Source organism: Kribbella sp. NBC_00662 (assembly GCF_041430295.1).
Lineage (GTDB): Bacteria > Actinomycetota > Actinomycetes > Propionibacteriales > Kribbellaceae > Kribbella.
Window position 1 is genome coordinate 6,657,746 of sequence record NZ_CP109029.1, and the last position, 25,038, is coordinate 6,682,783.

Below are 25,038 nucleotides of genomic sequence, written 5' to 3' on the forward strand. Positions count from 1 at the left end.
GGCGGTGATTCCCCCCCGAAGTCAACTGCGAAAGGTCCGGACCTCGCGAGCATCGCGTCATGAACATTCCCTGAAGACTCAGGGAGAGTCCGTGAGCTCGACCTGCCGGCAGGTCACCCGCTGTTCACCGGCGCGTCGCGGGCAGCATCGGATCCGTTCACAACCGCCGCCCAGCGTGGGCCTGGTGAGCAGCAGGACGGCCTCGGCGGCCGCACGATCATTGCCGTCGAGCCGGCCGCAGCCCATAGTTCTGGTCGTTGGTTCGCCCTACGGCATCGACGACTGGCTCGGCGGACCGGCCGGGCGCTACGACTTCGTGTTCGTCAACAACGAGGGCGCCGGCGCGGAGGTTTACCTGGAGGATCCCGCGACCGAGCGGATCTACCTCGAGGTCGAGCACTTCGGCCGCGGCGTCAGCCGTGCGGTGACGGCATCGATCCCGCCCGGGACGTACCGCTGGGTCTGCATCACCGACTACACGATCAAGTACAGCCGGCCGGTCGTCGTCACCGGTGACCCGTTGCCGTACGACGTGCACGGGATCGTGCCCGTGACGGGGCTCGACCTGCGGATCCCGATCAACTCCTACGTCGGCTGGATCACCGGACAGTTGCCCACGCTCACCCGCCAGGTCGAGCAACTGCGGGACGCTCTGAAGGCCGGCGACACGGCAACCGCCCGGCGCCACTGGCTCACCGCCCACCTCACGTACGAAACCCTCGGCGGCGCCTACCGCGCGTACGACGAGACCGGCGACGACATCAACGCCGACCCGCCTCGTGGCGTCGCCCCCGACCGGCTCGCGGACGCGGACTTCGCGGGCTTCCGCAAGATCGAGGCGATGCTCTGGCACGACCGACCGACGGCGACGATCGCGCCGTACGTCGACGCGCTGCTCGAGGCGATCGGGCAGCTCGCCGAGGAGCTGGCGCTGCCGAACGCGATCACGCCGATCGACATCGGCCGACGCGCGCACGAGATCCTCGAGGACGCACTGCAGTGGGATCTGAACGGGATCGGTGACGCCGGCAGCCAGACCGAGCTGGCGACCGTGGACGCGAACATCACCGGAGTCTGGCAGGCGCTGGACCCGCTACGGCCGATCCTGCGCAAGCAGAACCCGTACCTGGACCAGACCGACGAGCAGCTCCGCCTCACTCAGGCCCTGATCCGCAGCCACCACCGCGACGACGGCTGGGTCGGCCTGGCGGCACTGTCCGTCCGGCAGCGGGCCGCGGTCAACGCGGCGGTCCAGCACAGCGTCGAGCTGCTGTCCCACACCGCAGCCGTCATCGACCCCCGCAACGCCACCCGCGACCGAGGCCCAATCACCCATGCCTGACAACACCCTCGCCCGGCCGTTCGAAGGCACCCATCAGGCCGGCATCCTCGACCCTGCGCAGCAAGCGGGGATTGTCGTCGCGTTTCTCGTGACCGCGGCCGACCGGGCGGCGCTGGAGCGGATGTTCCAGACGCTCACCGCGACCATCCGCTACCTGGTCACCGGTGGCGACGCACCGGCCGGACGCGGCAGCCATGACGGTCTCGTGTCGACGCCGTACGAGAACGGTGTACTCGGCCCGGGCACGGTGCCCGACGGTCTCACGGTCACGGTCACGGTCAGCGTCGGCGCCAGTCTCTTCGACGACCGCTTCGGCCTCGCCGACGTCAAACCGGCCCGGCTGCGCGCGATGGACGAGTTCCCGAACGACGCCCTCGACCCCAATCGCTGCGACGGCGACCTACTACTGCAGATCTGCGCGGACAACCGCGACACCGTCCTGCACGCGCTCCGCATCCTGATGCGCGCCACCCGAGCCGACCTCCAGGTGCTCTGGCAGCAGGAAGGTTTCACCAGCCCGCCACGACCGACCGGCACACCCCGCAACCTGTTCGGCTTCAAGGACGGTACGGCGAACCTGGAGTTCCTCGACCGCCCTGACCTGCTCGACCGGCTGGTGTGGACCAAGCCCGGCGGCGACGAACCCGACTGGGTGACCGGCGGCTCGTACCACGTGGTCCGGCTGATCCGGATGTTCGTCGAGTTCTGGGACCGGATCTCGATCAACGAGCAGCAACGCATCTTCGGCCGCGACCGCGACACCGGCGCACCCCTGTCCGGCCGCCCGGGTGAACGCGTAGCCGGCCAGGAGGAGTTCCAACTCCCGAGCTACTACCGGGACGCACACGGCAACACCGTCCCGCTGACCGCCCACACCCGCCTCGCCAACCCGCACGACGGCACCGCCGACGACCGGCGGATGCTGCGCCGCGGCTTCAACTACAGCGCCGGCATCGAGCCCAACGGTCAGCTCGACCTGGGCATGATCTTCATCTGCTTCAACGCCGACCTCGACCGCCAGTTCGTCGCCGTACAGACTCTCCTCATCGACGAACCCCTGGTCGACTACATCTCCCCCTTCGGAGGCGGCTACTTCTTCGCCCTCCCCGGCGTACAGAACGCCGACGACTGGCTGGGCCGCTCCATGCTCGCCTGAAGGTCCGGTAACGAGGCGCGCCACCAACCGGCGCGCCTCGTTACCAGGTCAGGTCAGCCTTTTGCGACCTTCTTCGCGTTGACGATGCCATCGCCGTAGAAGCCGTTGTTCGTCGTTGTGCCTTCGCACAGGTGGTTGGTTGTCACGGTCACGTAGGTCCCGTTGGATTGCAGGACCTGACGGGTGTAGGTGAACAGCGGAGGGGTCGGGCAAGCGTGGTCGGTCGCCGTTCCGCGCAGTAGCTGCTCGACGGCCGCCGGCGAAGCCTTCTTGCCGCCGTTGACGTGGTCCTTGACGCCCAGCCGGCCGACCGCCAGCACGGCGACGCCGGCCGCGTGCGGTGACGCCATCGACGTGCCCTGCAGATACTGGTAATAGCCGCAGACGCCCTTGTTGCAGCTCTGCACGACGCTGGGTGTGTTCGGCGTCCCGTCGGGGTTGAGCTGGCCGCGCTCCTCGGCGAGGTGCTTCGGGTACGCCGCGAGGATGGCCTTCGTGATGTCGCGCTTCTGGTCCGCGGTGTCGTACACGTCCCCGCCGGGCGCGGACAGGTCGGCGTAACCGTTGCCGTAGTCGGAGTAGTAGGCCTTGCGGGTGGAGATTCCGGTGCTGGTCACCGAGAGAACATGGGTGCCCTCGGACGGCATCGAGATACACGAAGTCGGGATCGTCCGCGTGTACGGCGCCTCACCGGGCACGCTGGGGAAGTCCGGGCTCGACGAGTCCACGATCGTCTTGGTGTAGTCGGTCGCGCCGTTGCCAGCCGCTGCGACCAGCGTGACGCCATGGGCATAGGCGTAGTCGAGCGCTCGCTGCATCGCCTGGATGACGGTTGCCTGCTCGGCCCGGTCCTCCGGCGAGTCAGCCGGATTGTCGGTGCAGTTGAACAGCCACGGATCGACGTAGAAGCTCATGTTGACGACATCGATGCCGTGATCGCCCGCGTAGGTCAGCGCATCGACCGTGGGCTGCAGGAAGAAGAAGCCCGCATCCTGGCCGGCCCGCAGGTTGACGATCGTCGCCTCGGGCGCGACGCCCGCGATCCCGAGCTTGTTGACCGGCGACGCGATCTCGGAAGCGACATGCGTACCGTGACCGTTGTCGTCCTCGTCGACAGGATCGACGCAGCTCGGGTGCTCGCACGGTCCGTCGACCGTCGTACCGTTGGCGTCGACCGGGATGTCGGTCGTGAAGTTCCGGCTCAGGGCCTTGTCGAAGTTGGCTGCGATGTCGGGATGGCTGCCGTCGACGCCGGTGTCGATGATGCCGACCCGCACGCCCTTGCCCTGCTCGTAGCGCTGTGAGCCGTCGGCGGTGGCGCCGATCTGCTGCATGTCCCATTGCAGTCCGGCCAGCGGCTCCTGCTTCTTCTTGTCTTTGTCCGCGCCCGTTGACGCCTGGCGACCCGCGGTCGCACCCAGCAGGTCAGCCTGTGCGGCGTCGCGCTTGAAGCTCGCCTTGCCGTCGGCCAGGCGGTCGTCCGGCGCGTGCCCGATGACCGTACTTCGTGCGACGCCCGCGATCGCGGACGAGCCACGGGCCGCGGCCGCGGCCGGGAAAGCGTCGCTCTTGGTGGTGACGGTGGCGACTCCGATCGCCGCGTTCTCGTCCAGTACCGTGCCGCCCGCAGCCGCGATCGCGGCGTGCGCGGCCGCGGCAGATCCGCCCTGGGTGTACAGGACGACGTACTGCCGCTCCTGGCCGCCGGTCGCCGTGCCTGTTCCGGCTGCGACCCACAACAGCCCGGCGACGGTTCCCGCCGCGATGGCTGCGCGCGTGACGTACTTGCGCATTGGACCCCTCCCTCGAAGATCGAACTACAGCTGAAGAAAACGTGCTGTCTTGTCGTTCGAGTTGTAGGAGCGCGACTGTCCGAGCCCTGGCAGGCCGGTCGAACTCGACCATCGAGATCTGCTCTCGTAGCCCCCTTGTCCCGGCCGACAGCCGGGCCCCCTGCGCCGTCGCAGCGCCCCCACAACCCCCCTCTGCTACTACCACCCAGCAGACTGGATCAACCCGTCCGAGCGCAAGGCTTCAGAGCTTCGGCTTGCCCGCCTGGTAGAGCCAGGTGTGGAAGAACGCGTCGAGGTCGCGGTGGGTCAATCGCTCGACGAACCGGATGAAGGTCTGCGTCGAGACGTTGCCGTACCGGTAGGTCGCCGGCCACTGCCTCAGCACCTGGAAGAAGGCGCGGTCGCCGATCTCGAGGCGCAGCGCCTGCAATGTCATCGCACCGCGGTTGTAGACGAGGTCGTCGAAGATGTGATCCCGTCCGGGGTCGGCGACCTTGCCGCTCCAGTCCTTCTCGTCGGCGTAGGCCTCCGCGAAGCTCTTCTCCACCGGGGTGCCGTTGAACTTCTCCTGGTAGAGCCACTCCGAGTAGGTGGCGAAGCCCTCGTTCAGCCAGATGTCCGACCAGTGCACCGGAGTGAGGCTGTCACCGAACCACTGATGGCCGAGTTCGTGGGCGAGCAGGTCACCGTCGACTTCGCTGGTGCGCTGGTCGTACACCGGCCGGCTCTGGGTCTCCAGGGCGTAGTCGACGCCGACATCGGCGATGATGCCGCCGGTCGAGCTGAACGGGTAGCGCCCGTACATCGACGACTCCCACTGGACGATCTGCGCCGTGGTCCGGTTGAACACTCTGCCCTGACCGGGTGTGGTGTCGACCGACCTGCCGATGGCGGTGATGTTCGGGATACCGGTGGCCGTCACGGCGCGGGTCACGTTGTACTTCCCGATCGCGATCATCGCCAGCTCGCTGGCCATCGGCCGGCTCATGTGCCAGCGGAACGTGGTGTAGCCACCGTGCTTGGTGGTGGGTCCGGGCTCACCATTGGCCAGCACGGTGAGCCCGGTCGGCACAGTGATGGTCTGGCTGTACGTCGCCTTGTCGTCGGTGGTGTCGTTCACCGGGTAGTAGGTCGCGGCGCCGATCGGCTGGTTGAGCGCGACCGCGCCGTCCTTGGTGGCGACCCAGCCGGATACGCCCAGCGCCGGGTCGTCGATCTTCTGCGGGACGCCCGCGTACGTCACGGAAACAAGGAACGTGCTTCCTCGCCACAGACCTCGTCGCGGGGTGATCACCAACTCCTGAGCACCGCGGCGGGTGAACGACGCATCCCGTCCGTTGACCGACAGCTTGGTGATCTTCAGCGGTCCCTGGAAATCCAGATCGAAGCGGGACAGATTCTGCGTGGCCTTCGCGAGGATCGTCGTCGTCGCGCTGATCGCCTTGGTCGTCGGGTTGAACGCCAGCCGGATGTCGTAATGGCTGACGTCGTAGCCACCATTCCCCATGTCCGGGAAGTAAGGATCCCCCGCGCCCGATGCGCCGGGCGAGAACGAGACTCGGCCTGGCGCAGCATTCGCCGTCAGGCCCGTCGACAACCCGAGCACCAACGCACAGACGACCAACAGGTAACCGCGGCGACGACCGAAACGTCCCACAATTCCTCCTTGTATTCCGCTTATGCAGAATCGGCTGGTGGTTCGGAAAGAGTCAGGTGGGTTCTGATTTGGTATCGATCGCCGCGGTACGCAGCGCGGGTGAACTCGAATCTGCGGCCGTGCTGGTCGCGGGTGATTCGCTCCAGGATCAGGATCGGAGCTTCCAGGGCGAGGCCGAGGAGCGCGGACTCGGTGGCGTCGGCGGCTGCGGCGCCTTGGATCTGTTCGGCGTCGGTCGGGATCACGCCGTACTGGTCCTCGAGCATGGCGTAGAACGAGTTCTGCTCGATCGCCCGTACGTCGAACCCGGGGACGAGTTCCGCCAGCACGTGGATGGTCTCCAGGCAGATCGGGTCGCCGTTGACGAAGCGTTGCCTGGCGATCCGCAGTACGGCCGTGTTCGGGGTCACGCCGAGCCTGCTGCCGATCAACGTGCCGGCCTGGATCGTGGCGTGACTGAGGACCCTGCTGGTCCAGTGTCCGGATGCTGTCGGGTACGTCGCTCCATGGGTGCCGCTGATCTGTTGAGCGACCTTGGGACTGCCGACGAACATGCCGCGGCCGTGCTCGCGGACCAGCCAGCCGTCGCGAACCAAGTCGTCGACCACGGCTCGGAGAGTGGGTCGGGAGATCTCGAGTTCGGCGGACAGTTGGCGTTCGGAGGGTATCGGCTGGCCGACCGCTCGGGACTCGACCAGTCCGAGCAGGTGCTCGCGCGCCCGATCTCGTTTCCGCAGGCTGCCCACCACGAGGACCCATCCTTAGTTAGGCCGGAAGGTCCACATCGTACGCCGCCCGCCGCGTCGGATGCGGCGCAGGAATCAGGCCTGATCCCTGCGCCGCAGCTCTCGTGGCAGAGCTCAGTGCTCCGGCGGCTGGTAGTTCTCGCAGCTCCCGGTGTTGCTCAAGGAGTCCTGGTAGGTGGTGTCGTGCTTGCGGTACTTCGCCACCCGGGCGTCGGCCTGTGCGGGCGAGACGGTCTCGTTCTTGGCGTAGTAGGCCCAGTCGACCTGCTCGCGGTACTCACTGGTCGCCGTGCCCTGGTGGCCGTCCAGATCGATGAACCACAGGTTCCAGTTCATGCTCATGTCCTGACGCGGCAGGACGGTGTTGCCGTCCTGGTCGACGGTGTGGTCGGCAGTGAGCTTGCCGTCGATGTAGTACCTGACGTGGCCGTTGCCGACCTGTGTGACATAGGTGTGCCAGCCGTTCAGCGACTGGTCCTGGCGGCTCTCCGCGGTTCGCGCGTCCCACGGGTCCTCGCGGAAGGTGTGCCAACTCGTCTGGAAGTTGACCGGGCCGGCCTCTCCCCAGCCGCCGTTCGGCAGGTACTCGGTGAAGTCGAGCTCGCTGTAGATCGGGTCGTAGTCGAACTTCGTCGGGCCGATCGCGAACGCGGTCTCGTTGATGTGGTCGCCGTCCGTTCCGGTGGCCGGGGAGTCGGCGTACCGGACGCGGGTGGCGTAGGTGCCGTTCCGCAGATTCATGGTGGTCCGGCGGAGCTCGGAGTTCGTCGTACCGGCGACCGTGCCGTCCGTCGTCGCCCGGAGCTGAGCGACCTTCTGGCCGCCGGTGCTGACGAAGGAGACGTTGCTCGCCGGCCAGCCGGTACCCGGCACGCCGGGGCCACCCATTTCACTGCGCGCGTTCCAGCCGTGGTCGCCGAGCGCGGGGTCGGTGGCCGACGTGTACTGGAAGTCGTCGAACAGTACGCCGCACTTGCCTGACCCGCGGTCGGCCTGATCGGTCGAACCGACGGCAGCAGACGCACCACTCACCATCGAGGCGATCGTCGCGGCGGTGGCGAGGAAGATGGTCGTTCTCTGACGTGACATGTCTTCGGTCTCCTTCGCGGCAAGGATGGGCGGAAGCCGTATCCGGGGTCGAGCATGAATGCCGCGGGAGTGAACTGCAAGAGCTCCACCAAACTTTTCGAACGGACCCAACATAAACCGTATTCGACCGGGATGACTGGTAAATACCGGCAATTGCCTCGCAGGTGGACGAGCCGCCCGGACGGTATTGACCACCTGCCCATGAATTCAATTGCGCGGGTCACGACAGGCGCGGCTTCTCCACCTCGACCCAGGTCGGGCTCGGCGCGTCCGGGACCCGATCTCTCGGGGACCAGTCCAGTGCAACGGACAGCGGGACGGGATTCTCCGGGTGCGGTACTCCCACTGCCTGCGCATCAAACCAAGCACCCGTTGCAGCGTCCACTCGGTCTCCTGCCCGGCCGGCGTCCACAGCCGCCGCATGCCAACCAGGCTGCCTGACAGGTGATGACCAGGGACTGTCCCTGGTGCCATGGGCGCGACTTCGTCGGATCGTGAAGGCATGGACGAATCAATCCCGTACCCCCGGGCCGGCGTCAGCGGCCGGGATCAGGCGCGCACGTTGTTTGCGCAGACCATGCAGTACGTCGCGATGACCACCGGGCTGTTCGCACTCGGGGCGTACCTGGGCCGCAACCTGCACGGCGGCATCGGCATCCTCGCGTTCATCGCCGCGTTCGGAGTACTGATCGGCATGCAGTTCGCGGTCCGGAAGTCGACCGGGCGGGCCGTCGGGCTTCTCGCCGCGTTCGGTCTGCTGATGGGGCTGGCGACCGCGCCGACCCTCGCGTACTACGCCAGCGTGGACCCGAGCGCGCTCTGGCAAGCGGGCGGAGCGACGGCCCTGTTCATCGTCGGCTTCGGCGCGGCCGGCTACGCCACCCGCCGCGACCTGTCAGGCATCGCGCGCATCGGCTCGTGGGCTCTGATCGGGCTGATCCTGTTCGGCATCGTGCTGATCTTCGTCCGCATTCCAGGCGGAGCGCTGATCTATTCAATCGCCGGCCTGATCATCTTCGCCGGCCTGACCGCGTTCGACTTCCAGCGCCTCCGCCGGTCCACCGACCTCGCCTCAGCACCCCTGCTGGCCGCCTCGATCTTCCTCGATATCCTCAACGTCTTCCTGTTCTTCCTCCAGCTCTTCAGCCGCAACAACCAGCCATAGCTATGCGCTGACAGGTTCGAGATAAGGCGTCACGTTACGCAGCGCCCGAGCGACGTACTCGTCCTTCTCGCCGACAGGTGCGACATAGTGCATGGCGTCCTTCGCAGCTTCGAGGCCGTGGAGCCGGGCGATCGTCCAGGTGGCGAGGTACGTCGAGGCCAGGCACCCGCCGGCAGTAGCGAGATTGCCGCGCGCAAAGAACGGCTGATCCAGTACGTCGACACCCGCCGCGACGACCCACGGCTTGGTCACCAGATCAGTGCAAGCGGGAACATCACGCAGCTGCCCGAGCTTCGCCAGCACCAAAGCCCCGGAACACTGCGCAGCCAACAGCTGACGGGCCGGGTCGAGCCGGGCCAAGGTCTCCATGATGGCGGGATCCTCGACCACTTCACGGGTCTTCTTCCCACTGCCGACGATGACCGCGTCGGCATCGCAGGCCTCCTCCAGATCGATCATGGCGTCGATGACGACACCGTTCATCGACCGCAGTCGCGGCGTCGGGCCCGCGATCGACACCCGCCAGCCAGGCGCCCTGACGCGGTTGAGAATTCCGAGGGCGATGAGGCTGTCGAGTTCGTTGTAGCCGTCGAAGGTCAGGATCGCTGTGTGCATGTGGCGCACACTAGAGTGGCCAATGCATGACAGTCGAAGAATTGTCCTGGATACAATGCAGTCGTGCGGATCCCGAAGTACAAAGCCGTGGTCGACTCGCTGGCTGCGCAGATCCGGAGCGGACGATGGCCGGCCGGTCACCGGCTGCCCACGCATCGCCGGCTCGCGACCGACGAGGGCATCGCCATCGTGACCGCCTCGCGCGTGTACGCCGAACTCGAGGCGATGGGCTTGGTCAGCTCCGAGCAGGGCCGAGGTACGTTCGTCCGTGATCTCGCCGCCGTGTCCGGCGAGGAGATCGATCAGCGAGCGGTGGCCGTCGACGCCATCGATCTGAGCTTCAACTCGCCGTCGGTTCCGGGTCAGGCCGATCTGCTGCGCCAGGCGCTGCGCGACCTCGCCGGCGCCGGCGACCTCGACGCCCTCCTGCGCTATCAGCCACACCGCGGGCGGGCACAGGACCGAGAGGCGGTCGCCCGCCATCTGCGCCTCCGAGGCCTCGAGGTCGGCCGCGAGAGAATCCTGATCGTCAACGGTGCCCAGCAGGGTCTTGCCGTCACGGCGATGGCACTGTTCGAACCAGGCGATGTGGTTGCGGTCGACGCACTCACCTATCCCGGCCTGATAGTGCTCGCACGGACGCTGAAACTGGAGTTGGCACCGCTGCCGGCCGCCGCAGCCGGGCCGGATCTCGACGCGTTCGAAGAGTTGTGCCGGCGCCGCAGGGTCCGCGGCGTCTACACGATGCCGACCCTGCACAACCCGCTCGGCTGGGTGTACGACGAATCCCAGCGCGCGCAGCTCGTCTCGATCGCGAGCCGGTACGGCGTCTCGATCATCGAGGACGCGTCGTACGCGTACCTGGTCGAGGACGCACCGCCTCCACTGGCGATGCTTGCTCCCGACCTCACCGTCTACGTATCCGGCCTGTCGAAGAGCGTCGCGACCGGTCTGCGGATCGGCTTCATCGCCGCGCCGCCGACGCTCGTGCCAACCCTGGAGCGCATCATCCGGGCAACAACCTGGAACACCCCGGCGCTGACGGCAACGATCGCCAGTAGATGGCTCGAAGACGGCACCGTCGACCACCTCGAAGCACAGAAGCGCACCGACGCCCGCCGCCGTCAATCAGTCGCCGCCGAGGTCCTCACAGACCTGCAGTACGTCGCCCATCCCTCGTCGTACTTCATTTGGTTGCCCCTGGCCCCCGACGCACGCCCGGACCGCATCGCCGCCTCCCTGGCTGCCCGCCGAGTCGCCGTCTCCACCGCCGAGCCGTTCACAACCACACCGACCGTGCCGCACGCCCTACGCCTGGCCCTCGGCTCGGTCCCCATCCCCGACCTCCGCGAGGCCCTCCAAGCAGTCCGCGAGGAAGCCGACCGCGACCCATTCTCCTGATCGCCTCCGCTCATTCAGTCAGAACCAGTGGCGGCGTTTGAAGAAGACAACCATCAGGAGCACGGCGACGAGTTCCAGGCCGATGCCGAAGGCAACGAAGGCGGGCCAGCCGCCGATGTGGGTGATCATCCAATCGAAGTTCTGCCCGAAGAAGCCACTGATGAAGCTGAGCGGCAGGAAGACTGTCGAGATGACCGTCAACTGCTTCATCACGGCGTTCTGCCGGTTGGACACCGTCGACAGGAAGACGTCTGTCGATGCCGTCAACAGATCGCGATAGGTGTCGATCAGGCCGCTGATCCGGATCAGGTGATCGTGCGTGTCGCGAAAGTATCGCTCGGCTTCGCGCGTCATGCCGGGCAACTCGGCCACACCGCTGACCAGGCTGGCGAACACGTCTCGCTGCGACTCGACAACCTTGCGCATCCTGACCAGCGCGCGCTTCAGGGTGGAGATTTCCTGGAGTTGCTGTTCGTCGGTGACGTCGCGGAAGGCCCGGTCCTCGATGTCGTCGATGCGGTCGTCGATGCCTGCGAGGATCGCGATGAAGCTGTCGACCAGCGCATCGAAGAACCGATGGACGAGCCAGATGGGATCCTCGACCGACTTGCCGCCGGCCTCGTACCTGCGCCGTACGTCGGTCAGGGCCGGAACCGTGTCGCGGTGAATGGTGACCAGGAAATGGTCGGAGTAGAAGCAGTGCACCTCGACGAGGCGGCCGTCGTCCGGCACCGCGCCGTACAGGACGAGGAAGACGAAGTCGTCGTACTCCTCGAGCTTCGGCCGCTGATCGAACTGTTCGCTGTCCTCGAGCGCCAGCGGATGGAACCGGAAGACGTCGCGCAGGATCGCGAACTCGTCGGCCGCCGGCCGATCCAGATCGATCCAGAAGAAACTGCCACCGGCAAGCAGCCGCTCGGCGTCTTCGCGGGTGAGGCGCGACTCGGCCTGTTCCTCCATCACCGCAGAATATGCCGAGTCGCCGGCGCTCGCGCGCATTCCTTCAGCGCTGCGGAGCTCGACGTTGGCGACCTGTTCGGAGCCGAGGCCGTCAAACGAAGGCCTCGTCGACGTAGCACCAGCGCCAGTTCTCACCCGGTTCGAACGACTGCACGATGGGGTGTCGGTAGTGCGCCGCGTGGGCGCGGGCGTGCTTCAGCGGCGACGAGTCGCAGCAGCCGACATGACCGCAGGTCAGACACAGGCGCAGGTGCACCCAGGGCGAGTTCAGCTCGAGGCACTCCTCGCATCCTTCGGGTGTACGTGGCCGGACCGGCCTGACCAGGTACAAGTGGGGATCCACGCTCGTCGTGCTCTGGTTGGCGCCTACGGCCTTGACCATGCTTGACCTCCTGTGACGACTCATCGAGTGTGGCCGAGATGCTCGTGCACCATGCGTACGGCGAGGGCACCGTCCCCCACCGCGGCGGCTACCCGTTTCACCGACCCGCTGCGGACGTCGCCGACGGCGAACACTCCCGACCTGCTCGTCTCGAGCAACTGCCGCTCGCCTGGTACTTGACTGCCGGTCAGGACGAAGCCCCGATCGTCCAGCAGGATCTGATCGCCCAACCAGCGGACGTGCGGCAGGCCGCCGATGAAGACGAACAAGGCTTTCGCCGGTTCGACACGGCGCTCGCCGGTCTTCGTGTCTTCGACCACGACTTCGTCGAGCGACCGCTCACCATGGACCTCGCGCACTTCGCTGTGCGGCTGCACGTGGATCCCGTCGGTGCGCTTGATCCGGTCGGCCAAGTAGCGTGACATGTCCTGTCCGAGTTCGTTGCTCCGGACAACGAGCACCACCTTGGCCGCGTGTTGCGCCAGGAAGACCGCGGCCTGTCCGGCCGAGTTGCCGCCGCCGACGATCACCACCGGGTCTTTCCGGCACAGGTTCGCCTCCAGCTCGGTCGCCGCGTAGTACACGCTGGTCGAGGTCACCGCGTCCAGACCGGGCACGTCGAGTTTTCGGTAGCGGACGCCGGAAGCAATCAGCACCGCCCGGCCGCTGATGCGTGCATCGTCCTCCAGCACCACCAAGTGGTGTCCGTCCCGCTCCCCCAGCGCCACGGCGGTGGCGGGCACCGTGAGTTCAGCACCGAAGCGCTTGGCCTGGATCTCGGCGAGGTCGGCGAGTTCAGCGCCGCTGATCCCAGCCGGAAAGCCCAGGTAGTTCTCGATCCTCGACGATGTGCCCGCCTGGCCGCCGGTGGCCACGGAATCCAGGACCACGGTAGCCAGACCTTCCGACGCGCCGTACACCGCCGCGGCGAGACCGGCCGGACCGGCACCGACCACGATCAGGTCGCACACCGACTGGACCGGCGTCGTACGGCGGAGTCCCACCGCGGCGGCCAGCCGTTCGTTGTCCGGGTTCCGCAGCACCTCACCACGCCAGATCACCACTGGCGTTTCCTCCCGTCCGATGCCGAGTTCGCGGAGCATCCGCTCGGCCTCCGCGTCGGTTTCCAGGTCGATCCAGTGATGTGGCAGCCGGTTGCGCGCCGCGAACTCGCGCAGCCGGCGGGTGTCGGCGGAGAACCGTGACCCGATGATCGCGAAGCCCGCGCCGAGGGTGAGCTGCAGTGACCGGCGGATCAGGAACGCCCGCAGAATCAGGTCGGCCAGCCGCGGATCGCGCGGTACCAGATCCTTCAACTGGTCGAGCGGCACCGCCAGCACCTCGCCCGGCTCCTGCGCCACCGCGGTGAGGAAGATCGCCTGCCCGGTCAGCATGCCGACCTCGCCGAGGAAGCGGTACGGACCGTGGACGGCGACCACACGCTCCCGCCCGCCCAGGTCCTGCATCATGGCGACCGTGCCGTCGAGCACGACGACGAACTCGTCCGGCGACTCCCCCGCCTGCTGCAACACCTCGCCGGAACTGGTCGTACGGCGCTCGCCGAGCGCCTGCAACTCGGTCAGCTGGGCTTCGTCCAGTCGAGGATAAGCGCCGTACATGTCCGGAGTTTCCTTCATCAGGGCCGTCCGGGGATGCCGCTCACGAGGTTGTCTCCTTGGCCAGCGCCTCTTCCAGCCAGGGCCGCAGCGCCGGTGCCGACGCGGCACCGATCTGCGTCGCGACAACCGCTCCGTTGCGCAGCACCAGCAGGGTCGGAATAGATCGGATGTCGAAGCGCCGGGACAGCTCGGGCGCCTCGTCGGCATTGATCTTGACCAGCTTCAGCTGGCCTGCCTTCTCGGTGGCGAGTTGTTCCAGCACAGGACTGACCCTCCGGCACGGTCCGCACCACGGAGCCCACAGATCGACCAGCACCGGCAGGCTTGCCTGCTCCACGACCTCGGCGAAGTCGTTGTCACCGGCATCGACGATCCACGGCAGTGGCCGCTGGCAATTACCACAGCGCGGGGCACCTTCGGCCGCGGCCGGCACCCGGTTGCGGCGTTGACAGTTCGGACAGGTCACGACCTTCATGCGGCCACCTCCACCGGGTTCTCGTGTGTGACGCTGATGTCGCCGTCCCGGAGGGTCACCCGGATCACCGCTCCGTCGAGCACGTTGCCGCCGAGGAGTGCGCGACCGATGCGGGTCTCTACTTCGCGGGCGATGAACCGTCGCAGCGGACGCGCCCCGTACACCGGGTCGAAGCCCTGAGCAGCGATGTGCCGCGCGGCCTCCGGTTCGACCTCGAGCGTCATTCCGCGATCCGCCAGCCGCGTCCGCAGATCGTCGAACATCAGATCGACGATGCGCTCGATCTCGGCCATCGTGAGAGGCTTGAACAACACGATCTCGTCGACACGGTTGAGGAACTCGGGCCGGAACTGCCGCCGCAACTCGTCCATCACGGCGTCCCGCGCATCCTCCTTGACCTGCCCGTCCGCGGTCACTCCGTCCAGCAGGTACGCCGAGCCGATGTTCGACGTCATGATGATCACTGTGTTGCGCATGTCCACTGTCCGGCCCTGGGCGTCGGTCAGCCTGCCGTCGTCGAGGATCTGCAGCAGCGTGTTGAAGACATCCGGATGCGCCTTCTCGATCTCGTCGAACAGCACCACGGAGTACGGCTTGCGCCGCACGGCCTCGGTCAGCTGGCCGCCTTCCTCGTAGCCGACGTACCCAGGTGGCGCGCCCACCAGCCGGCTGACCGTGTGCCGCTCCTGGTATTCGCTCATGTCGATCCGGACGATGTTGTCCTCGGTGTCGAACAGGGCCGCCGCGAGTGTCTTCGCCAGCTCGGTCTTTCCTACGCCGGTCGGACCGAGGAAGATGAACGAGCCGATCGGCCGGCGCGGGTCCTTGATCCCCGAACGGGCCCGGACGATCGCGTCCGCCACCAACTGCACGGCCTCGTCCTGACCGATCAGGCGCTCGTGCAGCACCTCGTCCAGCCGCAGCAGCTTCTCCCGCTCGCCCTCCTGCAGACGGCTGACCGGGATGCCGGTCCAGCGCGACACGATCGAGGCGATCTCCTCCTCGGTCACGACCTCGCGCAACAGCCGGTGACCGTGCTGCTTGGTGGCCAACCGCTCCTCCTCGGACGCGAGCTGGCGTTGGAGCTCCGGTAGCCGGCCGTGCTGCAGTTCGGCTGCCCGGTTGAGGTCGTAGTCGCGCTCGGCCTGCTCGGCCTCCTGCCGGACCTGCTCCATCTCCTGCCGCAGCGTCTGGACCTTACGCAAGGCCTGCCGTTCCGATTCCCACTGTGCGTGCATCGCGTCAGCCTCGGCCCGCAGATCGGCCAGCTCCTTGCGCAGTTCGTCCAGCCGCTGCCGGCTGGCGGTGTCCTCCTCCTTGGCCAGTGCGGCTTCCTCGATCTCCAGCCGGCGCACCCGCCGGGTCAGCTCGTCCAGCTCGGCCGGCATCGAGTCGATCTCGGTCCGCAGCATCGCGCACGCCTCGTCCACCAGGTCGATCGCCTTGTCCGGCAGGAAGCGGTCCGAGATGTACCGGTGGCTGAGCACGACGGCCGCGACCATCGCGGCGTCCTGGATCTTCACGCCGTGGAAGACTTCCAGCCGCTCACGCAATCCACGCAGGATCGAGACCGCATCCTCGACCGTCGGCTCGTCGACGACCACCGGCTGGAACCGGCGTTCCAGAGCCGCGTCCTTCTCGACGTGCATCCGGTACTCGTCCAGTGTGGTGGCACCGATCATGTGCAGCTCACCGCGGGCCAACATCGGCTTCAGCATGTTGCCCGCGTCCATCGCGCCCTCGGTCGCACCCGCACCCACCACCGTGTGCAGTTCGTCGACGAACAACAGGATCCGGCCCTCGGCCGCCTTCACCTCGTTGAGCACGGCCTTGAATCGTTCCTCGAACTCGCCGCGGTACTTGGCCCCGGCAACCAGTGAGGCCATGTCGAGCGCGAACACGGTCCGGTCCCGCAGGCCGTCCGGTACATCGCCGTTGGCGATCCGTTGCGCGAGTCCCTCGACGATCGCGGTCTTGCCGACGCCCGGGTCGCCGATCAGTACCGGGTTGTTCTTGGTCTTGCGGGACAGGATCTGCACGACCCGGCGGATCTCGTTGTCCCGGCCGATGACCGGATCCAGCCTGCCCTCCGAGGCATCCTTGACCAGATCCCGGCCGTACTTGTCCAGCGCCTCGTACGACGCCTCCGGCATCGCCGAGGTGACCCGTTGGTTGCCGCGGACGGCGGTCAGCGCCGCGAGGAACCCGTCGCGAGTCAGGCCCTGATCGGCGAGCAGCCGCCCGGACGCGCTCTGCCGGCCCTCGTCCAGCAGAGCAATCACCAGATGCTCGATCGAGACGTACTCGTCCTTGAGTCGCTTGGCCTCCCGGTCCGCGGCGTCGAGGAGCCGCGACAACCTCTGGGTGATCAGCACCTGGCCGGGCTCCGCGCCGGGACCGCTGACCTTGGGACGCCGGTTCAGTTCCTGTTCCAATCTGTCCCGCAGCCCGTCCGGATCCGCACCGGCCTGGGCCAGGAGCCTCGGAGCCAGACCATCGGGTTGCTCCAACAGCGCCAGCAGCAGATGCTCGCCGTCGATCTGACTGTGCCCGAACCGCAGGGCCTTCGTCTGGGCATCGTGCAGGGCCTCCTGCGACTTCTGCGTGAGGCGGTTCATATCCATGTCCTGGCTCCTCTTCCGACGAAACGTCTGCGCTCTGCTTCCAGCAGGGCGATGCGGTCCAGCAGGTCCATCACCAGACCGAGCGCCGCATAGTTCAGGTCGAGCCCGGCTCGCAGTCGCTGGATCCGGGCCACCCGGCTCAGCTGCGACGGTCCGAACCACAACTCACCGGTGCCGTCGGTCGTTGCCTCGAGCAGTCCCAGCGCGACGAACCGCCTCAGCAGTTCGGGATGCGCTCCGGTCAGCCGCGCGAAGTCCTCCAGCGCGAACCGGCTGGGCCTGGTCAACTGGTGGCTCATGACCGTCTCCTCGGGTCGAACTTCGACGTCCCGGCCAACTCCTCGAACAGACGCTTCTCCTCGCGGGTCAGCCTCGGCGGAACCATCAATCTGACCTCGGCATACAGATCACCCGGCGCTCCACGGGGGTTGGGCAGACCGCGGCCTTTGAGCCGCAGCCGGCGCCCGCTCGAGCTGGCCCTGGGCACCTTCACCGTCGCCTCACCACCAGGAGTCTCGATCGAGACCGACGCACCCAGCGCCCCCTCGCACACGGCGAGCGGCAGGTCGACGGTGAGGTCACGGCCAGAGACCCGGTACCGCGGATGATCTGCGAGTCGGACCACCAGGTACAGGTCTCCGGCGGGTGCGCCACCGGTGCCCTGCCCGCCCTGCGCGCCGAGCCGGATCCGCTGACCGCTCACCACGCCGGCCGGGATCTTGACGTCGATGGTCCGATCCGCACCGCTCGGACTACGCACAGTCAGCTTCCGGGTGCCGCCCCGATAGGCCTCCTCGACGGTCAGCTCCAGCTCGACCTCCTGGTCCGAGCCCGGGATCCGGCCCCAGCCGCGCCGGCTCCGGCCGCCGAACATCCCGCCGAGCAGGTCGTCCAGATCGATGCCCTCGGCATCGAACTGGCTCCCGCCGGTGTCCCACGTACCCTCCCGGGCCCGGCCGCCACCCCCGGCCCGGCCGGCACCGGCACCGGCACCGGTCCGGGCGTAGGTGTCCGGGTCGACGTCCGGAGGCACCCGGCGGAAGTCCGCACCGAACGCGTCGTACCGCTTGCGCTGTTGGGGATCGGACAGCACGTCGTACGCCTCGGAGACGTCCTTGAACCGTTCCTCCGCGTCAGGGTCCTTGTTGACGTCCGGATGGTACTGGCGAGCGAGCCGGCGGTAGGCGCTCTGGATCTCGTCGGCGTTTGCGTCCCGCGAGACCCCGAGGGTCGTGTAGAAATCCCGGCTGGGCATCAGCCCTCCTCCGCGGCGACTACCACGCCCGCCGGGCGAAGCACCCGGGTCCCGTCGCCGTACCGGGGCCGGACGACGTGCACGATCGTGCCGGCTGGTACCTCAGCGCTCGGCGTCGTCCCGACCGCTTCGTGCAGCGCCGGATCGAAGCGTTTCCCGCTGTCGTCGACCCGGGGGTAGCCGAGTCCGGACAGTACCGCGAGGGCCTGGTCCCGCACGGCCCGGACACCTTCGACGATCGCCTCGTCGTCAGCGCCGGCGTGCTCCAGCGCCAACTCGAGGTTGTCGACAACCGGCAGCCAACTGGCAGCGACCAGGGCGCGTTCGGTGTCCCGCTGCTGTCCGGACTCCCGCGCGACCCGCTTCCGGAAGTTGTCCAGCTCCGCCGCCGTGCGCCGCCACCTGTCTTCCATCTCGGCGGCCTTCTCACGCGCCTCCTCCAGAGCCTCCTCGACTCGTGGCGGCGCCGCATCGGTGTCGGTCTCCTGATCGGCCATTCCGATCAGCTCGTCGAGAACTCGGCATCGATGACGTCCTCGTCGTCACCGTCTGCCGGCGGCGTACCGCTGGGCTGCGGCGCTGTGCTCGAGCTCAGCGCCTGCGCGATCTGCTGGAGCTCACCGGTCAGCGAACGCAGCCGCTCCACCGGTGCTTCCTGATCCTTCAGCGCCTCGCGCGCGTCGCCGACCAGCATCTCGGCGCGGGCCCGGTCGTGCTCGGCCACCGCATCGCCTCGGTCGGCGAGCGCCTTGTCCACCTGGTAGGCGGCCGAGTCCAGCGCGTTGCGCGCATCGACCAGCTCACGCAGCCGGGTGTCATCGCTGCGGTGCGCCTCGGCGTCCGCGACCATCCGTTCGACCTCGGACTGGTCGAGGTTGGAGGTCTCGCTGATGGTGACCTTCTGCTCCGCGCCGGTGTCCTTGTCCTTGGCCGCCACGTGCAGGATGCCGTTCGCATCGATGTCGAAGGTGACCTCGATCTGCGGTACGCCGCGCGGCGCCGGGCGGATGTTCTCCAGGCGGAAGCGCGCCAGCACCCGGTTGTCCGCGGCCAGCTCCCGCTCGCCCTGCAGGACGACCACATCCACCGCGGTCTGATTGTCCTCGGCCGTACTGAAGATCTCGCTCCGGCGGGCCGGGATGGTCGTGTTGCGTTCGATGACCTTCGTCATCACGCCACCCATCGTCTCCAGCCCCAGCGACAGCGGGGTGACGTCGAGCAGCAGCACGTCCTTGACCTCGCCCTTGATGATCGCGGCCTGCACGGCGGCACCGATGGCGACCACCTCGTCCGGATTCACCGTCATGTTCGGGTCCTTGCCGCCGGTGAGCCGGCGTACCAGCGCCTGAACCGCCGGAATCCGCGTCGAACCGCCGACCAGGATCACCTCGTCGATGTCGTTCGCGGTCATCTTGGCGTCGGTCATCGCCTGCTCCACCGGGCCCAGGCAGCGATCCACGAGGTCCGCGGTCAACTGCTCGAAGGTGGACCGCATCAGCGTGGTGTTGAGATGTTGCGGACCTTGGGCGTTCGCGGTGATGAACGGCAGGCTGATCGTCGTCTGGGTGACCGACGAGAGCTCGACCTTGGCCTTCTCGGCCGCCTCGAACAGCCGCTGCAAGGCCTGCGGGTCCTGGCGCAGGTCGACCCCGACCTCACGCTGGAAGTCGTCGGCCAGTTTGTCGACCACCCGGCGGTCGAAGTCGTCGCCGCCCAGATGCGGGTCACCGGCGGTGGCGCGTACCTCGACGACGCCGTCGCCGACCGTGAGCACGCTGACGTCGAAGGTGCCCCCGCCGAGATCGAACACCAGGATCGTCTCGTTCTCCAGCTTGTCCATCCCGTAGGCCAGTGCCGCGGCTGTCGGCTCGTTGATGATCCGCAGCACCTCGAGGCCCGCGATGCGCCCCGCGTCCTTGGTGGCTTGACGCTGGGCGTCGTTGAAGTACGCCGGCACGGTGATGACTGCCTCGGTGACCTTCTCGCCGAGGAACTTCCCCGCGTCCTCGACGAGCTTGCGCAGTACCAGCGCGGAGATCTCCTCCGGTGCGTGCAGCCTGTCCCGGATCTCGAATCTCACTGCGCCGTCGGGCCCGGCGACGACGTCGTACGAGACGGCGGAAAGCTCAGAAGAGACCTCGTCGAACCTCCGTCCGATGAACCGTTTCGCCGAGGTGATCGTGCCCTTGGGGTTGAGTACGGACTGACGACGGGCCAACTGGCCTACCAGCCGCTCACCGGCGTCCGTGAACGCCACCACCGAGGGAGTGGTTCTGGCGCCTTCGGCGTTCGGGATGACCGTTGGCTGGCCACCCTCCATCGCGGCGATCACCGAGTTGGTCGTGCCCAGGTCGATGCCGACGGCCTTCGCCATGGTCTGCCTCCTGTGTGTTCCGGGCCTCTGTACGGCTTGTCACGGATACACACAAACTGGTCTGCTCAGACCGGGAGCACATCCCCAGAACGTGTGGTTGAGGGTGGTCAGGCGTGGGTGGCCGGTTCGCGGGTCAGGACCATATGGGTGAGTTCGACCCGGGACCGGACATCGAGTTTGCGATAGGCATGCCGCAGGTGTGATTCCACGGTGTGCGGAGAAACGTCGAGTTCGTCGGCGATGGCGCGGTTGGTGAGTCCGGTCGCCGCGAGTCGCACTACCCGGAGCTCGGCCGCCGTCAGGCTCGACCAGCCGAAGCTCGGCCGTTCGACTGTTGGTTGTTCCGTTCCCGGCGTGACACCTTCGGAGAGTCGCTGCCGGACACGCCGGCCGAGTACGACCGCACCGGCGCGGTCGTACTCGGCAAGTGCCAGATCGAGCTGCTCCACGGCCTCCGCACGCCGGCTCCGCTCGAACAGGGCGCCTGCGGCATCCTCGGCGGCACGGGCGCGCGCCAGCGGGCGGGGGCTCGCCTCGAACGCGTGCACCGCCGCGAGCAGGCTGTCGACGTCGTCGCCCAGCAGCCCGCCGGCCTGCATGCCCGCGGCGGCGAACGAGATCACACCACCGTTGATGCGACGGAGGGTGGTTGCCGCCTCGGCGGCCATCCCCGCGCGCTTCGCGTCGTGCGCTCGCCTGGCCAACCCCACCAGGCGCGGGCCGACCATGGGATCCAATGCCGGCACCTGTAGACCGTCCGGCAGTTCCTGATACAGCGACGCGAGGTGCGCGAACACGCGTGCGGGCTCCTCACCAGCGGTCTCGTCGACGACCGCGCTCGCCCACGCCAGCCGCTGCGCCCCGACACTGCTCGGGTCGTACACCCTGCTGACGCCGTGCCGCAACTGACGGCGGGCCGACCCGAACTCGCCCCGGTATGCGTTCGCTTCCGCCAGTACGGCGCACAGCTCCGGCACGTACTTCCACGTCTGCAACTCCTCGGCACGGATCAGACCCGCGTTGCCTTCGGCAACGGCATCGTCCAGGTCACCCCGGTGCAGCAGGAGCGTCGCGCGGCACGCGCACCCGAACACGTCGGTCCATTCCGTCCCCGGCCCGGCCACCCGCCGGCCGACGGCATCGAAGGCGGCCTCCGCCTCGTCGAAGCGATCGAGCGCCATCAGTGTGTGTCCTCGCGTCCAGTAGACCTCGAGGTGTCGCTCCTGCGCCGTATCAGAGGCCAGCACGTCGACGGCTTCATCGACGAGTTCGAGCGATCTCGTAAGGCGACCACGCACCCCCTCCGCCGCCCCCATCGTGAGGAGAGCCTGGCCGGCCGGGGGCGGGATCTTCCCGGTAGCGAGAGCCTGTTCCCCCGCTCGCAGCGCCGCGCCGGGGTCGCCGGCCATCAGATGTGCGTTCGACTCCGCGGCGAACAGCAAGGCCCGCGTCGAGTCGTCGACACCCTGGAGGCCGAGCGCGGTTCTGGAGTGGTACAACGCGGAGGCCGAGCAACCGACGATCCCGAGGGAGTCGGCCAGTTCGCAGCGAAGCCTCGCCTCGACCTGCGCCGGCAGGCCGGCCCGCAAGGCAACCTGAGCGAGTGCCTGGGCCTCTGCGTTCCGCCCCGCGCGAACGAGCAGGCTCATCGTCTCCATCACACGCCCTGACCGACCGGGGTCGGCGTAGGGCATCAGGTCGACGGCGCGCAGCCTCAGGTCCGCCGCCTGACCAGGAGCGGCGGCCGCGACATCGTCGGAAGCATGGACCAGCAGCTCGACGGCTTGGAGGTCGCCAGGCACGGCACCACTGATGGTATGGGCCGCCGCATCGGAGATCGATCCGCCGGTGGCCAGCAACGCCTCAGCCGCCGCACGGTGCAGATACCTCCGCACGCCCAGCGGGAGCGCACCGTAGACCGCGTCGCGGATCAGATCGTGCTGGAACCCCAACTGTGTGCCTGCCTCCACCAGCAGACCTGCCCCGAGCGCCTCCTGGACCGCCGGCAGCAACTCGGCAACCCTGCGATGCAGAACCTTCGCGACCGACGGCAGGTCAAAGGTTCGGCCGAAGACCGATGCAACGTCCAGCAGCTGCCGGGTCGGCGGCTCAAGCGCGGTGAGCCATCCGCGAAGTCTCTGCTGCAGAGAGCCAGGCAGAAGCCGGGCATGTGCCGCGTCGACGATGAGCTCTTCATGTTCGGCGAGCGTCATCAGCAGGTCCACGACGACTGCCGGGTTGCCGGCGCACTTGTCCAGCAGTCCCAGCAGCGCACCGTCGGGTGGGGCGCCCAGCAGATCACCGGCGACCCGTGCCACAGCCGCCGGCTCCAGCGGCGCCAGGCTGAGTGGGATCGCACCGGCTGCGACCAGGTCGGAGAACAGTGTGTCCCCCGTGGGCGTGGACGGCCAGGGACGCCTGCTCAGCAGCCACATGATCGGGCTGGCGGACAGGCGTTCGGTCAGGGCTCTGAGCGCGATCACTGTCAGCGAGTCCGCCCACTGCATGTCGTCGAGTGTGATCAGAACAGGCTGCTGGAACGCAGTCCTCCTGAGCGCCGCTTCCAGCTGATCGATCAGCCAGGAGGGTTCATGGTCCAGCACGTGCGCAGGGTCGAACTTTGCATCGCCGAGCAGAGGCGGACTGCAGGCACGCAATGCCGCCAGTAACGGTGCCAGTGGCGACATCCGATGGAACTCGTCGGCGACACCGGATGCGACGCCGATCCCGAGCGGCTCGGCGCAGGTCACCGTCTCCGACACCAGGGTGCTCTTACCGAGGCCGGCCGTGCCCTCCACCACGATGACGCACCCATGACCAGCCGCGACAGCCATGACGGATTCGCCGAGTCGGCGCACCTCGGTCTGCCGACCGTGCAAGGATCTGTGCGGCGTGGCTGCACCTCGCCGTACCGACAGGTGCTGAACAGCGTCAGCCGCCTCCGTCAGGTCGCGCATCGAGCGTTCATCGACGAGACAGCCGATCCCGTTCGCGGTGGATCGACGCGCGCGTCAGCTCCACGCGGCTCCGGATGCCTAGCTTTCGATACACCTTTCTCAGATGGAAAGAGACAGTGTGCGGCGAGAGGAACATCCGCGCCGCCACCTCGCGGTTGGTCAGCCCTTGAGCCACCAGTTCGGCTACCGCCCGCTCGCCATCGGTCAGAACGTCCCACTCCTCGGTGGCAGGCTGCGGTCGGCCGGCACATTCATCAGCCCATCCCAAGGGATAACGCATCTTCACCCGGCTCGGTGCGGCCGCAGCCAGGACTGCGGAGAACCGGTGCGTCCCAGCTACCTGACGGCACAGGGCGATACGTACGGCGGCCGGGACGCGATCGGCTACCGCCTGCCGGACGAGATCGTGGTGGAACGCCAGGACATCTTTCTCGACCGGGACGAGCAGGTCGGCCGCGAGGATCTCGTGAAGAGGCCGCCGCACTTGCTCGTCCGGCCACCCGAGCAGGTCGCCCAGGTCATCCACGGCGAACGACCGATCCAAGGACACCGCGACGTCGAGGACATGACGCGCCGTGGGACTGAGTCGCATGACCCAGTCGCGGACGACTTCGCGCACCCGCCTCGGCGGCCGTCCGGACAGCAACTGTGCGCGACCACCGGCGACGGCGACCCCACCCTCGGCCCGCAATCCGTCCAGGAGTGCTCTGACAAGTAGCGGATTACCCGCCGCTCCGTGCGCCATGGCCAGCAGAGCGCCGTCCGGACGTGCGCTGAGCACGTCGCCGATGACGTCGGTGATGGCGTCGTCGGCCAGGGGCCCGAGTGCTATTCGAGACGCTCCCAGGTGCTCCCACTCCGCGAACAACCAGTCGATCCGGGGGTCCTGCCCCACCGTCCGGCGCACCAGCACCCAGCAGATCGGATACTCGGCCAGCCACAATGGCAGCGCGCGCAACGCCGTTATGGTCGTCGAGTCGGCCCACTGGGCGTCGTCCAGCGTGATGCAGACCGGGCCCCGTGCGGCGAGCTTCTCGGTGCGAACCGCCAACTTCTCGAGGCACGCGAGCATATGGCCTTGGCCGGCCGCTCCACCGCCCCCCGCGACGCCCGGTGGCGCCAGGCCAAGCCCGGCGTACAGCGACGCCAGCGGCGGGGGCCGCGGCAACTCGTCGGCCCGGGCCTTCGCGAGGCTGAAGCCGTTGTGCGTCGCCTGGTCCTCGGCCGCGGCGAGAAGCCGGGTCTTCCCGATGCCCCGCGCACCGTCCACCAGTAAGATCGCGCTGCGCCCGGCGGCCGCGATGTCGAGGACGTCGAGGATCGACTTGAGCTCTCCCGCCCGACCGCGAAGCCGACCTGTCGAAGGTCGCTGCGTGTACATGGGAGACCCTGCCTCTCACTCATCGTGCGCGGCGCGGTACAGGGTAG

General features: G+C 67.8%; 20 protein-coding genes. 4 read left to right on the forward strand and 16 right to left on the reverse strand.

What is annotated here, in order from left to right:
• Positions 1-184: 184 nt before the first annotated feature.
• Entirely contained in the window at positions 185-1,342 is a 1,158-nt protein-coding gene (locus tag OHA10_RS32975; protein ID WP_371402671.1) for an imelysin family protein, read from the forward strand.
• Positions 1,335-2,498: a Dyp-type peroxidase gene (locus OHA10_RS32980; protein ID WP_371402672.1), complete on the forward strand. Its 1,164-nt coding sequence runs from the start codon at positions 1,335-1,337 to the stop codon at positions 2,496-2,498. The genes OHA10_RS32975 and OHA10_RS32980 overlap by 8 nt, the downstream gene beginning before the upstream one ends.
• A 53-nt stretch (positions 2,499-2,551) precedes the next feature.
• On the opposite strand, the gene OHA10_RS32985 is transcribed toward OHA10_RS32980, so the two are convergent.
• From OHA10_RS32985 to OHA10_RS33000, 4 genes are all read right to left on the reverse strand, one after another.
• Positions 2,552-4,291 carry a S8 family serine peptidase gene (locus tag OHA10_RS32985; RefSeq protein WP_371402673.1) on the reverse strand — a complete coding sequence of 580 codons (1,740 nt, stop codon included), beginning with the start codon at positions 4,289-4,291 and terminating at the stop codon, positions 2,552-2,554.
• Between the two features lie 241 nt (positions 4,292-4,532).
• Positions 4,533-5,948 (reverse strand): M1 family metallopeptidase, encoded by a 1,416-nt coding sequence (locus OHA10_RS32990; protein WP_371402674.1) that lies wholly within the window; start codon positions 5,946-5,948, stop codon positions 4,533-4,535.
• Positions 5,949-5,968: 20 nt separating this feature from the next.
• Positions 5,969-6,697 (reverse strand): GntR family transcriptional regulator, encoded by a 729-nt coding sequence (locus tag OHA10_RS32995; protein WP_371402675.1) that lies wholly within the window; start codon positions 6,695-6,697, stop codon positions 5,969-5,971.
• Between the two features lie 111 nt (positions 6,698-6,808).
• Entirely contained in the window at positions 6,809-7,783 is a 975-nt protein-coding gene (locus tag OHA10_RS33000) for a glycoside hydrolase family 16 protein (RefSeq protein WP_371402676.1), read from the reverse strand.
• A 502-nt stretch (positions 7,784-8,285) separates the two neighbouring features.
• On the opposite strand from OHA10_RS33000, the gene OHA10_RS33005 reads away from it, so the two are divergent.
• Entirely contained in the window at positions 8,286-8,948 is a 663-nt protein-coding gene (locus tag OHA10_RS33005; RefSeq protein ID WP_371402677.1) for a Bax inhibitor-1 family protein, read from the forward strand.
• On the opposite strand, the gene OHA10_RS33010 is transcribed toward OHA10_RS33005, so the two are convergent.
• The gene (locus OHA10_RS33010) at positions 8,949-9,563 is read right to left on the reverse strand and encodes a DJ-1/PfpI family protein (protein WP_371402678.1); all 615 of its coding nucleotides are present in this window, start codon (positions 9,561-9,563) and stop codon (positions 8,949-8,951) included. It lies immediately after the preceding gene.
• Between the two features lie 63 nt (positions 9,564-9,626).
• Here OHA10_RS33010 and OHA10_RS33015 point away from each other — a divergent pair, with 63 nt between their 5' ends.
• A complete protein-coding gene (locus OHA10_RS33015; RefSeq protein ID WP_371402679.1) occupies positions 9,627-10,964 on the forward strand; it encodes a PLP-dependent aminotransferase family protein in 1,338 nt (445 codons plus the stop codon).
• A gap of 18 nt (positions 10,965-10,982) precedes the next feature.
• Here OHA10_RS33015 and corA read toward each other — a convergent pair whose 3' ends face one another.
• The 11 genes from corA to OHA10_RS33070 form a co-directional block, all read right to left on the reverse strand.
• On the reverse strand, positions 10,983-11,924 hold the full coding sequence (corA, locus tag OHA10_RS33020) for a magnesium/cobalt transporter CorA (protein WP_371402680.1): 942 nt from the start codon (positions 11,922-11,924) through the stop codon (positions 10,983-10,985).
• Between the two features lie 91 nt (positions 11,925-12,015).
• Complete coding sequence (locus tag OHA10_RS33025) at positions 12,016-12,306, reverse strand: UBP-type zinc finger domain-containing protein (RefSeq protein WP_371402681.1); 291 nt, start codon at positions 12,304-12,306, stop codon at positions 12,016-12,018.
• Positions 12,307-12,326: 20 nt separating this feature from the next.
• Positions 12,327-13,943 carry an FAD-dependent oxidoreductase gene (locus OHA10_RS33030; protein ID WP_371402682.1) on the reverse strand — a complete coding sequence of 539 codons (1,617 nt, stop codon included), beginning with the start codon at positions 13,941-13,943 and terminating at the stop codon, positions 12,327-12,329.
• 22 nt (positions 13,944-13,965) lie between these two features.
• A complete protein-coding gene (gene trxA / locus OHA10_RS33035) occupies positions 13,966-14,400 on the reverse strand; it encodes a thioredoxin (protein ID WP_371402683.1) in 435 nt (144 codons plus the stop codon).
• Entirely contained in the window at positions 14,397-17,024 is a 2,628-nt protein-coding gene (gene clpB, locus OHA10_RS33040) for an ATP-dependent chaperone ClpB (RefSeq protein ID WP_371402684.1), read from the reverse strand. The genes trxA and clpB overlap by 4 nt, the downstream gene beginning before the upstream one ends.
• Complete coding sequence (locus OHA10_RS33045) at positions 17,015-17,323, reverse strand: chaperone modulator CbpM (protein ID WP_371402685.1); 309 nt, start codon at positions 17,321-17,323, stop codon at positions 17,015-17,017. The genes clpB and OHA10_RS33045 overlap by 10 nt, the downstream gene beginning before the upstream one ends.
• The gene (locus tag OHA10_RS33050) at positions 17,320-18,279 is read right to left on the reverse strand and encodes a DnaJ C-terminal domain-containing protein (RefSeq protein WP_371402686.1); all 960 of its coding nucleotides are present in this window, start codon (positions 18,277-18,279) and stop codon (positions 17,320-17,322) included. The genes OHA10_RS33045 and OHA10_RS33050 overlap by 4 nt, the downstream gene beginning before the upstream one ends.
• Complete coding sequence (locus OHA10_RS33055) at positions 18,279-18,776, reverse strand: nucleotide exchange factor GrpE (RefSeq protein ID WP_371402687.1); 498 nt, start codon at positions 18,774-18,776, stop codon at positions 18,279-18,281. Before OHA10_RS33055 ends, OHA10_RS33050 begins: the two co-directional genes overlap by 1 nt.
• A 5-nt stretch (positions 18,777-18,781) precedes the next feature.
• Positions 18,782-20,653 (reverse strand): molecular chaperone DnaK, encoded by a 1,872-nt coding sequence (dnaK, locus tag OHA10_RS33060; RefSeq protein ID WP_371402688.1) that lies wholly within the window; start codon positions 20,651-20,653, stop codon positions 18,782-18,784.
• A gap of 107 nt (positions 20,654-20,760) precedes the next feature.
• A complete protein-coding gene (locus OHA10_RS33065; protein ID WP_371402689.1) occupies positions 20,761-23,610 on the reverse strand; it encodes an AAA family ATPase in 2,850 nt (949 codons plus the stop codon).
• Positions 23,611-23,617: 7 nt separating this feature from the next.
• A complete protein-coding gene (locus tag OHA10_RS33070; RefSeq protein WP_371402690.1) occupies positions 23,618-24,991 on the reverse strand; it encodes a LuxR C-terminal-related transcriptional regulator in 1,374 nt (457 codons plus the stop codon).
• Between the last annotated feature and the right edge of the window lie 47 nt (positions 24,992-25,038).